Genomic DNA, 13,960 nt, shown 5'->3' with positions numbered 1-13,960 from the left:
CTCTCCCTATTTTTTCGTTATGTTTTACTTTTGTTATATTTTTATTATCTTATTATATATATTTTACGAAAATATTTCAAGAAAAGTTATGATTAATAATAATTTTTTATTTATCTAGCACCTTCTCCAGTAAAAATTACCTTCACTGTTTTAAATAATATAGACAAATCTAAAAAAACACTTCTATTTTTGATATAAAATAAATCTTCTTTTATTTTATCTTCTGGAGATATTTCATATCCTCCATGTACTTGAGCATATCCTGTAAGACCAGGTTTAACTACAAGTCTGTTAATAAAACCCGGTATTTCGTCATTAAATTCCATAGTTAAAGCAGGTCTCTCTGGCCTAGGACCAATTACACTCATTTCTCCTTTTAAAATATTTAAAAACTGCGGTATTTCATCAATTCTTGTCTTTCGTATGAATTTTCCAATCTTAGTGATTCTTGGATCATTTTTTTCAGCCCATATAGCTCCATTAGTTTCTGAATTAATCCTCATAGATCTTAATTTATATATAAAGATTATTTTCCCATCCTTGCCTAATCTATCTTGTTTATAAAAAATAGGACCACCATCTTCTTTTTTTATTAGAAAACCAAAGACTATTATCATAGGTATAGAAATTACCAGTCCAATTATTGAAATAATTATGTCAAGTATTCTATGATATATTTTAAATAAGAAAGAGTCATTTACTATGGAGTAATCTATGTTTGTTGCTATTTCACTACTATAATTACAAACATCGTCTTTAAATTTCTCAACATATTGACCCATCATTGTGCTTATACCCCCCTATGCACAAATATACTTATTAGTACCATAATATTCCATTTAACATTCTATTAACATTATAGTTTATAAAGTTGTTTATATCAATATTTTTAATTAGTTTTCAAAGTTCTTCATATTAAATTCACATTAATATCAAATTAGCTTTAAACGCTGGTTAATTAATTTTAAAAAACAGATTATTTTATAATCATCTGTTTTAATTCATTGCCATTTTAATTTGTAATAAAGAAATACTATTCGATTCACTAAGAAGACCATCATTACGCCCCAATTGTTTTACAACTAATGTATGTCCTTTATCTACTTCTTTTATTTTTAAAGTCTTATCATCCACAAATGTAGTATCCATTTTTTTATTATTAATATATGCTGAGCTATTTTCTGTGAAATTTGAACCCTTTATTAGAATAGAATCTTTTTCATGCTCTAAATAAGAAATTGTAACATTATCTAATCCCATTTGCATACTATTTTTCTTAGGTTTTTCATCATGTGTTAAATAATAGTTTTGTCCAAATAATATATCATATTCTAATAGTTCTTCATATTTTTCAAAATTTTTATCATTTTTTAAGTAAGTACGAAATTTTTCCATAGGACCATATTTAAGCCCTGCCAATTCCATTGCCATACTTGCAATGTTATATGATTCTGTATTATCAAAATTATAATTATCTATTTTATAATTGCTATAAAAAGCTAAAGGAGCTTTATATGTATTTAAATAAAAGTCTTCTTTTAAAAATAAATTTAATGCTGGCATATGATCTGAATATAGTACAACTAAAGTATCTTCATGACTATTATCTACCATTTCCATAACATCACCTATAAAATTGTCCGTCTCTTTCAATTGATTAACATAATAGCATAATTGATTTTTATCCACATCTGATAAGTTTCCCTTTACCTTTATAGGAAAATCATAAAGTTTTGAAGCATCACCTGGATATGCGCTATGACCTTGTACTGAAATGGTGTAAACTAGATCGCTACCATCTGTACTATCAAGTGCTTTCTTTATATATTTAGTCAATACCTGGTCTTTAACCCAACCTCTTTCATTCTTATCATAATCATTCATATATTCTATAGAAGTAAATGTATCAAATCCAAGCTTCTCATAAGCATTATTTCTCATATAGAAATTTCCTTGGAAATTATGAATAGCATGAGCTTTATATCCTTGTGACTTAAGTGTAGTTGCGATAGAATTATAAAATTTTCCTTTTAATATTGTATTATAAGGAATTTCTCCTGGAGTTAAATAATCAATGTTGTTTCCTGTCATAACTTCATATTCAGTTCTTACAGTTCCTCCTCCTGTTGTTGGAACACTTGCCATGTAACCTTTATTTTTATCACATACTTTTCTAAAATTAGGAATAGGATCTTCACTAAAATTAGCTTCCTTTATCTTTGTTGGATCCATAAAAGACTCCAATTGTATAAAAATCATGTTAGGCTTATCTGAATTCAATTTTCTATTATCTTCTTTTTCTTTTTCATTTACTTTCGTTCTAATTTCTTCTATTGCAGATTTACTATAACCTTCAGGCTTAACCCTTATATATTTTACAGCAGATTCTATAGTAGAAAATATATAACCATTCCTCTTATAAGATGATGTTATATCCCATCTCATATATCCCATATTACCTTTATCATATTGAGTATTAGTTATTATTGGAAAAGAAATAAATAAAATTAATACTAATACCAAATTAGTTAAGCTCGTAATTCGTTTATTATTTTTTTCTTTTTTAAATAAATATATAGTTATACCAATAACCATTACTATAAAAATTAGTATACCAATAATCATTGGCAATGTAACATAATTTTCTGCTATTTCCAACCCTTCTCCAATAGAATAAACATCCGAAAAAGTAAATGGTACTCCTCTTACAGTAAATAAATATCTACTTACACCTGAAATAGTTACAATTATGAAAGAAAGTAAAAAATAAAAAGTTTTCTTTCTTTTCAAAATAAATATTAATGATGTTAACAGTAATATTAACATATAGTTAACAAGAAACACACCTGGCTTATTTAATACCAGTAATTTAACATACCTTAATTCCCCTCGTAGCAAATACTCCGTTATAAGTAATAGAAAAAATCCTCCAATTAACCAAATTAGAACTTCTTTAATTGACTTTTTATTAATTCTAAAATGTCCTTTTATATCATTCTTCATTTATGTCTCCCCCATTACATTCTTTTTCTCTATTTGAAAATTATAGCTTATTTAATATAAAAAGGACATTAAGTTTTTCTTACCTTTTTGTCATAAGTAAAAAAGGCCTCCTCATTATTAATCAATGAGGAAACCTTTTGAATTTATATAGCCTCTTCTAAAGAAGCATCGTCATTATTTTCTTTTATTTCTTTTTTTATTTCTTTAGGTTGTGACTCGTCTGTTTTTTGAGAATTATAAGTTTTTTTAGAGTCATTTGCATTCTCTTTTATCTTGATTTTATTAATTCTCTTTCCTACTTTATCAAAAGTATAAATATAACCATCTATTTGTTTATCACAAGATTTGTAAGCTTTTCCATCACTACCAAAATAATAATAGTCAGTATTTATCTTAAATTCTTTATTCTTAAACATTTTTCCATCATTACCAAAGTAGTAGTAGTCAGTTCCTACTTGGACCTTTTTATCAGCTACCATTACACAATTATTATCAAAATAGTAGTAAGATCCATCTATATATCTCTTATCTTTAACTGATTGACCCTTTGTATTTCCTGTTTTTGTAAAGTAATATTTTTTACCAGATACTGTTTGCCATCCTGTTTGCATTTTTCCGTCTTTACCAAAGTAATAATAGCTATTTTCTATTTTAACCTTTTTATTAGCAACCATTACATAGTTATTATCAAAGTAATAGTAAGATCCATCTATATATCTCTTATCTTTAACTGATTGACCCTTTGTACTTCCTGTTTTTGTAAAGTAATATTTTTTACCAGATATTGTTTGCCATCCTGTTTGTCTTGCTCCGTCTTTTCCTAAATAATATTTCTTACCAGATATTGTTTTTAAGCCAGTCTGCATTCTTCCCTTACTATCAAAGTAATAAGTTTTATTACCAACAGTATACCAGCCAGTTGCATATTTACCATTTGACTTACAATAATATTTATAACCATTATTTGTATGCCATGTATTTCTAAGTTTTATACCATATTGATTAGCAATCCATGCATCATCATTAGATGTGCTTTTTATTATTACTGTAGCTCCAACTCTTATTTTATTATATAGCCACTCTACATCCTTGTTGTGCATTCTGATGCATCCACCACTTACATTTTTGCCAATCGAACTTTCATTATTATTTCCATGAATTCCATATGTAGTTCCATATCCATACATATTTAACCCCATCCATCTTTTTCCTAAAGGATTTCTTGGGTCTCCTCCTGGAATATTACCTTTATTGTAACGTCTGTTTTTAATTTTATTTACTATAGTTGTTTTACGCTGTGGTGTTGGCGTACTTGCTTTTCCTGTTGCACATTTAAATTTCCTTACTAAAGTATAATTTTCATAGAAATTCAAAGTGTTATTTTTTGAGTTAACTATAATTAATTGATTAGTTGCTGCATTTGCTACAGGTATACTCGATGCTAATATCATTACAGTTGCCAATAATATTGTACAAAATGATTTAAACCTTTTCTTCATATTTCATTCCCCCTTGCCTGTGATAAGGTAAAATATTATACATTAATATTCTAACATATTTTACCTAAAGAAATGATGACAATTTTATTACATCATTTTTAAATTATATGGTAAGATAAAAGGCTTACAATTAATCCTGATAATGCATTTCCAATAAAAATTCCACATAATGCCTCTTTAAGTCTCATTCTTAAAATTGATGCAATAGCCGCGGCTGTCCATGTTCCCGTTGTCGGTAAAGGCACACCTACAAATAATATAATACCTATTATTGACGCTGTCTTCATTTTCTTCATACTAATTTCTATTTTGTTATCTATTTTATTTAATAATGAAACAAATATTTTTTTGTCTCTTAAAAATTTCATCACATGTCTATATGCTAATACAAGAGGTATACCCACTAGCGTAGATCCTAATACACTGGCAATATAAACCCCTATAGGGTTCAAATCTAAAGCTATGCCTATAGGTATGGCCCCTCGTAGCTCTGTAACAGGAACCATTGATAAAATCATTATTCTTAAATACTCCAATTCATACCTCCTTTTAAGATTTTATATTTCATATGTAATCATACCTAATAATTCATTATTTTCTTCATAGCCTTTTGGATTATTACTTTGCCATCTCCAGGAATCTTCACACATTCTTTCAATATCAAATTCTGCCTTCCATCCTAACTCTTTATATACCTTGGTTGGATCTGCATAACACATATCTATATCTCCAGGCCTTCTTTCAACTATTTTATATGGTATTTCTATGTTATTAGCCTTTTCAAATGAACTAACTAAATCTAAAACACTATAACCTTTCCCTGTACCTAGATTATAAGTTACTAAACCATGCTTTTCTTCTAGTTTTTTGAGTGCAGCCAAATGACCTTTTACTAAATCAACTACGTGAATATAGTTTCTAACTCCTATCCCATCAGGTGTATCATAATCATTTCCAAACACACTAAGTTCCTTTAATTGGCCAACAGCTACCTTCGTTATATATGGCATTAAATTATTTGGTGTACCATTTAGTTCCTCGCCTATTATACCACTAATATGAGCTCCTATTGGATTAAAATATCTAAGAATAGCTAAATTTAAGTTATTATTAGCTTTACTTAAATCGCTCATAACGTCCTCTATCATAAGTTTAGTAGCTCCATAAGGATTTGTTGTCCATAGTGGAAAATCTTCTTTTATTGGACAATATTCTGGCTTTCCATACACTGTAGCTGATGATGAGAAAACAAAGTTATTCACATTTAACTCTTTCATTAACTCAAATACAACTAATGCCCCTACTAAATTGTTTTTATAATATTCTAAAGGTTTTTCAACAGATTCTCCTACTGCTTTTAATGCAGCAAAATGAATTATTGAATTAATATTATTTTCTTCAAATACCATTTTAAAAGAATTTTTATCTGTAACATCTACATTGTAGAATTTAAATTCCTTATTTGTTATTTTTCTTATTCTCTCTAGTACTAATTTATTGCTATTACAAAAATTATCTACTATTACTACTTCTTAGTTTTCATTTAATAATTCCACAACTGTATGACTTCCTATATACCCTGCCCTCCTGTAACTAGTACCATAATTATTCCCCCTAAATTAACAATTATATTATTTAGCATAGGTTAAATCTACCATATTTTTGAAGATTCTTCAATTTTGCATATTAACCCATAATATAAAAAGCATCTTATAGTAATTTATAAGATGCTTTTTATATTAGATATTTATTTTACATATACAGCTACACAATAACCTACAATATTATTATAGCTTACTTTTAGCCACCCATTTTTTTCTTCATATATTTTAATACTTGCCCCACTCGGCATTGTAATTAATGTCTTACCATCCAAATTAGGTAAATCTCTAAGATTTAATCTAGTTGTAGTAGTACCCAACTTATAGTTTTGTGTTGCTTTTGATGTTAAGTATTCTGCAATTACCCATCCGGATTTATCATTATATTTTACTTGCGCCCAAGTTTTGTCACTATTATATGATAAAATACTTACCTTAGCATTTTTGGGTATTGTACATATCTTTGTGCTATTAACACTTGAGCTAGTTCTTAAATTTACATTTTCACTTGTATATAATGTATTGTTATCGCTTACTTTTTTTAAATAAGATTTGCAGATCCAACTCTCTTTTCCATTATAATTGAATTTAACCCAATCACCATATTTATCAAAACCTATTGGCTTTACTAGTACATCTTTAGATAATACTCCTATTTTTTTATAATTAGTAGAAGGCCCTGTCCTAACATTTACTGATGAAGTAGTTATGTGATCTTCATATTTAGAAACATCATTGTCACCTTGTGAAGTTATTTTTTCTATGTAAGTATTACTAACCCAACCAGTTTGATTGTTATAGTTAACTTTAGCCCAGTTATTATCACAAGAAAAGTCAATAACTTCAATAGTATTACCCTTTGGTATTGTTAAAGTTATTATATTATCCGTAGATGGTCCTTTTCTTAGATTCAACTTTTCCTTCGTTTTATAATCACCAAGTTTTTTATCAGTTTCATTACTATTTTCAACTTTTTTAATATACTTTGCACACATCCATACATACTGATTATTATATTTCACTTTAACCCACAATTTATCTTGCGAATACTCTAATGGTGTTATTATTGTACCTTTTTTTAGAGTTCCTATAGATATGTAGTCTGTTCCTGGCCCTTTTCTCATATTTAAGTTATCAGCCAAATAGTACTGAGTCTCCCCTAATTTCTCAGCCTGAATAAATACTATACTAGATGATACTGTCGTGCCTACTACTAAAGAACCAAGTATTACTTTTTCAATTTTTTTCATTTGTTTTCCCCCATTTTTACAAAAATCTTTCCCCATACTAAGACTCTAACATAATTTAACGAAAAAGCCAATATTTCTAATATTTTTCCAACTCATTTAAGCACAATAAATTTATTTTCTTGTGAGAATTAATTATAAACATAAAAAAAGAACCCTATCTAGGATTCTTATAATCAAGCAAATCTATAAGCGGAGTTCTGTATTTGATAATCATCTATCTAGGCATATTGTCACCAATATGCTCAAGCGACCTACCTACCGGAGAGTGCGAGCAACACTCTTTTGGCCCTCTTTTGGTCTTGCTCCAGGTGGGGTTTACACGGCTCTCTCAGTCACCTGAGAAACGGTGAGCTCTTACCTCGCCTTTTCATCCTTACCAAGAAAATCTTGGCGGTAATTTTCTGTTGCACTTTCCTTAGGATTACTCCCACTAGGCGTTACCTAGCACCCTGCTCTATGGAGCTCCGACTTTCCTCACGTAGCAAATGCTACCTGCGATTATCTGACTTACTTAATCTTCGTATATATTACCATATAAAATTATTTTTGTCAAAACCATTATATTCCAAACGTAATCATAACTTATTTTTCTTAAGATACATTTAAATTTAATTATAAATGTTAATTGAAAATATTTTATCGTAAAAATAAAAGGAGCCATAAAGACTCCTTTTAGTACAGACTATATTGCTGCTATCAATCCAACTATTAATGCACTAAGTACACTTACTGTAAAACCACCTATCATTCCTCTGAACGCTAGCTTAGCTAATTGATTTCTTTTTTCTGGACAGAATACAGATATTCCAGATATACATATACCTATAGAACCTATATTAGCAAATCCACATAATGAAACAGAAAGAACTAAAGCTGTTCTTGGGTCAAGAGTTTTTATAATTTCTCCCAATTGACCAAATGCAACAAATTCATTTAATACTAATTTACTTCCAAGTAATTGACCTGCAAGTTGAGCATTGTTCATATCAAGTCCCATTAAATATCCTATTGGTGCAAATAATACAGAGAATATTTGCTCTAAAGATAATCCAAATATTCCAAGAATACCATTAACAAGTGCAACTAAAGATAATATTGCTATAAGAGACGCACCTATACCAAGAACCATGTTAAGTCCATCATTTGCCCCTTGAGATATTGCTGATATTAAGTTAGGGTTATCACCTTTATTATCAATCTTAATTTCTTCAGCTTCATCAATTTTTAATTCTTTATTCTCTGGTAACATAATTTTTGAAACTATTATACTCCCTAGAGGAACTAAAGCCCCACCTATTAATAAATATTTCATTGGTATACCCATACCTGAATATCCCATAAGTACTGTAGCTGACATACTACCCATTCCTGAAACTAAAACAAGCATTATTTCACTCTCAGTCATATTTTTTAAGTATTTACTTACTAATATTGGTGATTCAGTTTGACCAAGGAACATATTTGCAGTAGCAACAAAACTCTCTACTTTTGAAGTTCCCAGTATTTTACCTATTACCCCACCTATTACTTTAACAACGGCACCTATAACTCCTAAATAGTATAGTGCTGAAACTAAAGCTGATATAAATATTATGTTTCCTAATGTTTGTATTCCGAATATAAATCCTGTTGGCGCTCCACCATCAGCTAAAGATCCAAATATAAACTCAAGACCGTCTCTTCCATAACCCAATATATTAGTTACTACATCAGATACTTTTTCAATCATTACTTGTCCTAAAGGAAATTTAACTAGCAAAAATGCTAATACAAATTGTAATGCTAGTGCTTTTAATATCATCTTCTTGTCTATTAACTTTTTATTTGCAGAGAACAAATATAATACACCTAGTAAAACAATTATACCCATTATGTTTAATAATATTGTCATTTTATCAACCCATCTTCCATATTTTTTCGTATTAATTTATTTATATATATTAACACTTCAATCATTATATACTGTACTCATATATTTTTTCAATCTTTTTATACAATTTTCTACATTTTTCTACACATAAATTTGTTAAAGGTAAGAAAAATTGTATGTTGACAATTTTCAGTAAATTTTGTATCATTGTTTCATAAGGTAAAAAATAACATTAATTGAGGAGAACAGTAATGAAAAATATAAGTCTAACTAAAAAATCACAATTTAATTTATATTATTTTAGCTATTTTAGATAGATTTGTATTTATGAGATATATAAAATCATCATAGATACAAATCTTAAAAATTTGTATCTATGATGGCTAGAATTAATTTGTCATGTAAAGCCACATGGATAATTACTATGTGGCTTTTATTAATCCTAGGCCTAAAGCCACATAGTGTATGCTATGTGGCTTTTTATATATTAAAATTTAAACTTGAGGTGTTAAAAATGAATAAAAATAAAGATATTATAATAATTGGTTTTGCCCTTTTTTCTGTGTTCTTTGGAGCAGGAAACTTAATATTCCCTCCTTTTATAGGTATGACTTCAGGCAGTAATTGGCTAATAAGCTTTTTAGGATTTGTGTTTGCTGATGTTGGAATAATTTTGTTGTCAATAAATGCTGTGGCTAAGGCTGGCTCTTTCCAAGATGTTGTTGGAAAAGCTGGCAAAAAATTTGGAGTTACTTTAGAAGTTATAATGATGCTTTGTCTTGGTCCTATACTAGTTATACCAAGAACAGCAGCTACAACCTTTGAAATGAGCATATTGCCACTTACTTCTTCTATTAATTCAGTAATTTTTTCTGTTTTGTTTTTTGGTTTAACATTTATATTAACTATAAGACCAACAAAAGTTATGGATATAATAGGCAAATTCTTAACTCCAATACTTCTACTTGCTTTAGGACTTTTAATAACTAAGGGTATTATATCTCCTATTGGTAAATTAAATACGAATAATAATCATAATTTATTTGTAAATGGACTTAGTCAAGGATACCAAACTATGGATGCTTTAGGTATAGGTGGAGTTACAACTTTAATAATGACTTCTTTCATAAGTAAAGGATATACTGATAAAAAAGAAAATATATCTATGACTTTAAAATCTGCACTTATTGCTGGATTTGGACTAGTTATTGTATACGGTGGATTAGCATACTTAGGTGCTACAGTTTCAACAGTATATGATCCATCTATTTCTCAAACTGCTTTACTTGTAAATATAACTAATAGTTTACTAGGTAAAAGCGGAATCATATTATTGGGAATAATTGTTGCTTTTGCATGTCTTACTACATCTATAGGTTTAACTTCTGTTACTGCTAAATATTTTGAAGATGTGACTAATAAAAAATTAAAATACTCTCATTTAGTTACTTTTATTTGTATATTTAGTTCTGTAGCTTCTAATTTAGGTGTAGATAAAATAATAGCTATTGCAGCTCCAATTTTAACTATTATTTATCCTGTTTCAATATTATTAGTAATTATGAGTACCTTTAACAAATGTTTTTCTAAATCATCAGTCTTTAAATGTTCAGCTTATATAACTTTATTAATTAGTTTATTAAATGTTGTTGATAGTTTAGGTGTAAATATAAATTTTATACATAAATTACCTTTAGACTCTATAGGATTTAACTGGGTAGTACCAGCCATATTAGGAGGTCTTATAGGGAAATTAATAATAAAATATAATAGCAATAAAGAAGATTTAAATAAGATTAGTGCATAAAAAATGGCCAACAATTTGTTGGCCATTTTTTACTTTAATATTTCTATTGTTATATTTTTTATACCCCAGTCATTACAATTTTTTTCTGTTGGCATAAATATATCTATTGTATTTCCTTTTATTGCTCCACCACAGTCTTCTGCAGTAAATACTTTATCTAGTTCTTTAATATAAACCTTTGTTCCATATGGTATTACACTTGGATCTACTGCTATTGTTCCGTATTTTGGAACTGTTCCTGTAGCTGTTATTCCATCTCCAGTATATGCATAAGCTTTAACATCTAAAGTCTTTGCAACACTGTTTAAAGAATTATCTGATGTTGTAGTAATATAATCAGCACTTACCCATCCTGTACTGTCTTGTGAATATTTAATTTCATGCCATCCATTATTTGATGATAATATTTCTACTTTTTCACCTTTACTAAGTTTTCCTATTATTGAATATGATGTTGACGCACCGCTTCTTACGTTTAGTGAAGTTGCTGTTACTGTTCCTGTAGTAGTATTTTTTGATATATAGTCATCACATGACCATCCAGTTTTATTGTTATCATATTCTATTTTATACCATCCATTACTTGATGATAATATTTCTACTTTTTCACCTTTACTAAGTTTTCCTACTACTGAATATGATGTTGATGCTCCACTTCTCACGTTTAATGACGTTACTGTTACTGTTCCTGAAACATTAGCTGCATCTACTTTACTCACTGGTGCAAAAGCTGATACAGTTAACATCATAGCTGCTGTTAAAGTAATAGTTCTTATTGTTTTTTTTATCATAAGCCTTCCCCCGCTATTGTTTTATTTTAATTTAATCACTTTCGTAGTTGTCGAATTTTGCAATTCCATAAATCTATTTTATTACATTTCTGTAACTTTTAAAAGGCTTTTTTACAAAAAGAGTTACAAATAAGTAACATTTTTTCAATTTCTTAATTATTTAATATAAAAATATATAAGCATTTTCAATAGTTTCAGTTGTGTTAGTCTCACATTATTTAGTTAGAAAAAATATTTTATTCTTTTTAACTTTTTTATTTTTAAATATAAAAAAGAGAGGATTTTACACCTCTCTTTTTCCTATATATTACATTAATCAAATTTACGCATGACTACTTTGGCCCTATAAATTAAAACTTCATAATGGCACATTAACTTTAGATGTATTATTAAATAGTAAGTCAATAATATATATACCCTATCCACCATTTTAAAAATATTTTTAATATATATCATTTTATTAATACATTATTTCTATTTAATAAATTTATCTATTGCGCTATTTAAGTCTTGAAGAACTTTCTCATCTCCAGTTTCTACAGCATCTACAATACAGTGTTCTATATGATCTTGTAAAATTATTTTTCCTACATTATTAATAGAAGATTTTACAGCTGAGACTTGTATTAAAACTTCGCTACAATCTCTTCCTTCTTCTACCATTCTTTTTACAGACTCCAAATGCCCAATAGCTCTAGATAATCTATTAATTACTGCTTTCGTATTTTTGTGAGAATGATTGTGGTTATGTTCTTTATTATTTTCCATGTTATTCATCTCCCTTCTACTTAACTATATAGCTATACTTTTCCATTTTCCATGATTAAATCTTATAATAAGTAGGAATGCTCTTACAGTAATATCGATAGCATATGCGATCCATACTCCAAATAACCCAAAATTCATTATTACACCTAGAAAATATCCTATACCAACTCTCACACCCCAAATTCCAATTAATGTAGCATACATAGGAAATTTAGTATCTCCTGCTCCTTGCAATGCACTGGTAAAAATTTGCGTTATAGCTATAAAACATTGAAAAAGCGCAATTAATCTAAGTACATTAACAACCATAATTTGTACTTCTACAGTACTTGTAAATATTTTTACTATTTGTGGAGCAAATATAAATAAAAGTATACCTATTACTACCATACAAACAGTGGTTATTATATCAGCTAAATATACTATTTCTTTTGATTTTTCACTATCTCCTTCTCCTAAGCTAATACCGACAAGAGTTGCCGTTGCCACGCCAAATCCTAGTGCTGGAATATAAGTGTAACTTTCAATATTTCCTGCAATATTATGTGCAACATAAGCTGATACTCCAATTGAAATAATCATACTATTATAAACCAATTGACCCAGTCTCATTATTAACTTTTCCATTCCTGCAGGCGCTCCAATTTTAATTATAGCTTTTAATGTATCCTTTCCACCTTTAATAACCTCTTTATTTATTTTTATATTAATATTACACATTCTCAATTTAATTAACAAAATAACTACGTTCATACATCTAGAAATAGTTGTTGCTAAAGCTAGCCCTATAATCCCCATATTCACCTTTATAAAAAGTATATTTAATATTATATTTAACACATTAGCAAAAACTGAAGCAATCATTGGTGTTTTTGTATCCTTGGTTGACCTTAAACAACTAGATAAAATTAATGATAAACACAAAAATATAATTGGCACAGCGACAACCAAATAATAAGGTATCGTAAAGTCTAAAATCTCATTAGTTGCCCCACATATTTTTAAAATCGGCTCATAAAATAATATATTAATTACTCCTACCACTAAACTAATTATAATTCCTAAAAATATTGATTGAGTCGTAGCTTCTTTAACCTTATCCATTTCTCCTTTCCCAAAATTTCTTGCAACAACGGCGCTTGTTCCTAGGCTAATTGCTGTAAAAAATACAATAAATACATTTATAATTAGGTTAGTTACACCTATGGCTGCAATAGCATTATCATTGATTTGTCCAGCAAAATAAGTATCTACAGTTCCAAGTAAAGTTTGTAGTATATTCTCTATAATTACAGGAATTGCTAAGGTAGTAATAGTTATTATGTTATTTTTATTTTTAAGTAAATAATCCATAATCCGCCTCCTAATATC

Annotated in this window: 11 protein-coding genes and 1 other RNA gene; 1 reads left to right on the top strand and 11 read right to left on the bottom strand. The window is 28.4% G+C overall.

Features of this window, described 5'->3' with window-relative positions; genetic code table 11:
• Positions 1-110 precede the first annotated feature (110 nt).
• The 8 genes from K0039_RS16930 to K0039_RS16895 all read right to left on the bottom strand — a co-directional run bounded on the left by K0039_RS16930 (position 111) and on the right by K0039_RS16895 (position 9,244).
• Entirely contained in the window at positions 111-785 is a 675-nt protein-coding gene (locus K0039_RS16930) for a sugar transferase (protein WP_228106255.1), read from the bottom strand.
• Positions 786-996: 211 nt separating this feature from the next.
• Positions 997-3,003: an LTA synthase family protein gene (locus K0039_RS16925; protein WP_228106254.1), complete on the bottom strand. Its 2,007-nt coding sequence runs from the start codon at positions 3,001-3,003 to the stop codon at positions 997-999.
• 143 nt (positions 3,004-3,146) lie between these two features.
• Positions 3,147-4,502, bottom strand: a complete 1,356-nt coding sequence (locus K0039_RS16920) for a L,D-transpeptidase family protein (RefSeq protein ID WP_228106253.1) — start codon at positions 4,500-4,502, stop codon at positions 3,147-3,149.
• A gap of 98 nt (positions 4,503-4,600) precedes the next feature.
• A complete protein-coding gene (locus K0039_RS16915) occupies positions 4,601-5,038 on the bottom strand; it encodes a COG2426 family protein (RefSeq protein ID WP_228106252.1) in 438 nt (145 codons plus the stop codon).
• Between the two features lie 21 nt (positions 5,039-5,059).
• A complete protein-coding gene (galE, locus tag K0039_RS16910; protein WP_331476777.1) occupies positions 5,060-5,980 on the bottom strand; it encodes a UDP-glucose 4-epimerase GalE in 921 nt (306 codons plus the stop codon).
• A gap of 269 nt (positions 5,981-6,249) precedes the next feature.
• A complete protein-coding gene (locus tag K0039_RS16905; RefSeq protein ID WP_228106251.1) occupies positions 6,250-7,353 on the bottom strand; it encodes an SH3 domain-containing protein in 1,104 nt (367 codons plus the stop codon).
• Positions 7,354-7,523: 170 nt separating this feature from the next.
• Positions 7,524-7,867: RNase P RNA component class A (gene rnpB / locus K0039_RS16900), an RNA gene on the bottom strand.
• Between the two features lie 168 nt (positions 7,868-8,035).
• Positions 8,036-9,244 (bottom strand): NupC/NupG family nucleoside CNT transporter, encoded by a 1,209-nt coding sequence (locus tag K0039_RS16895; RefSeq protein ID WP_228106250.1) that lies wholly within the window; start codon positions 9,242-9,244, stop codon positions 8,036-8,038.
• A 493-nt stretch (positions 9,245-9,737) separates the two neighbouring features.
• Here K0039_RS16895 and brnQ point away from each other — a divergent pair, with 493 nt between their 5' ends.
• Positions 9,738-11,030: a branched-chain amino acid transport system II carrier protein gene (gene brnQ / locus K0039_RS16890; protein WP_228106249.1), complete on the top strand. Its 1,293-nt coding sequence runs from the start codon at positions 9,738-9,740 to the stop codon at positions 11,028-11,030.
• A 29-nt stretch (positions 11,031-11,059) separates the two neighbouring features.
• On the opposite strand, the gene K0039_RS16885 is transcribed toward brnQ, so the two are convergent.
• The 3 genes from K0039_RS16885 to K0039_RS16875 all read right to left on the bottom strand — a co-directional run bounded on the left by K0039_RS16885 (position 11,060) and on the right by K0039_RS16875 (position 13,942).
• Positions 11,060-11,821, bottom strand: coding sequence for an SH3 domain-containing protein (locus K0039_RS16885; protein ID WP_228106248.1), 762 nt, complete (start codon positions 11,819-11,821; stop codon positions 11,060-11,062).
• Between the two features lie 474 nt (positions 11,822-12,295).
• Positions 12,296-12,589 carry a metal-sensing transcriptional repressor gene (locus K0039_RS16880; protein WP_228106247.1) on the bottom strand — a complete coding sequence of 98 codons (294 nt, stop codon included), beginning with the start codon at positions 12,587-12,589 and terminating at the stop codon, positions 12,296-12,298.
• A gap of 24 nt (positions 12,590-12,613) precedes the next feature.
• On the bottom strand, positions 12,614-13,942 hold the full coding sequence (locus K0039_RS16875; protein WP_228106246.1) for an MATE family efflux transporter: 1,329 nt from the start codon (positions 13,940-13,942) through the stop codon (positions 12,614-12,616).
• Positions 13,943-13,960: the final 18 nt, after the last annotated feature.

Source organism: Terrisporobacter mayombei (assembly GCF_020748465.1).
Classification (GTDB): Bacteria; Bacillota; Clostridia; order Peptostreptococcales; family Peptostreptococcaceae; genus Terrisporobacter; species Terrisporobacter mayombei.
The sequence above is the reverse complement of the archived record's forward strand: the minus strand, read 5'-3'. Positions and strand labels throughout refer to the sequence as shown.

Excerpts from the sequence above, each read along its gene's own strand:
- brnQ (WP_228106249.1), top strand. The coding sequence starts at position 9,738 with ATGAATAAAAATAAAGATATTATAATAATTGGTTTTGCCCTTTTTTCT.
- K0039_RS16930 (WP_228106255.1), bottom strand. The coding sequence starts at position 785 with ATGATGGGTCAATATGTTGAGAAATTTAAAGACGATGTTTGTAATTAT.
- K0039_RS16880 (WP_228106247.1), bottom strand. The coding sequence starts at position 12,589 with ATGGAAAATAATAAAGAACATAACCACAATCATTCTCACAAAAATACG.
- K0039_RS16920 (WP_228106253.1), bottom strand. The coding sequence starts at position 4,502 with ATGAAGAAAAGGTTTAAATCATTTTGTACAATATTATTGGCAACTGTA.
- K0039_RS16925 (WP_228106254.1), bottom strand. The coding sequence starts at position 3,003 with ATGAAGAATGATATAAAAGGACATTTTAGAATTAATAAAAAGTCAATT.
- K0039_RS16875 (WP_228106246.1), bottom strand. The coding sequence starts at position 13,942 with ATGGATTATTTACTTAAAAATAAAAATAACATAATAACTATTACTACC.
- K0039_RS16885 (WP_228106248.1), bottom strand. The coding sequence starts at position 11,821 with ATGATAAAAAAAACAATAAGAACTATTACTTTAACAGCAGCTATGATG.
- K0039_RS16905 (WP_228106251.1), bottom strand. The coding sequence starts at position 7,353 with ATGAAAAAAATTGAAAAAGTAATACTTGGTTCTTTAGTAGTAGGCACG.
- K0039_RS16895 (WP_228106250.1), bottom strand. The coding sequence starts at position 9,244 with ATGACAATATTATTAAACATAATGGGTATAATTGTTTTACTAGGTGTA.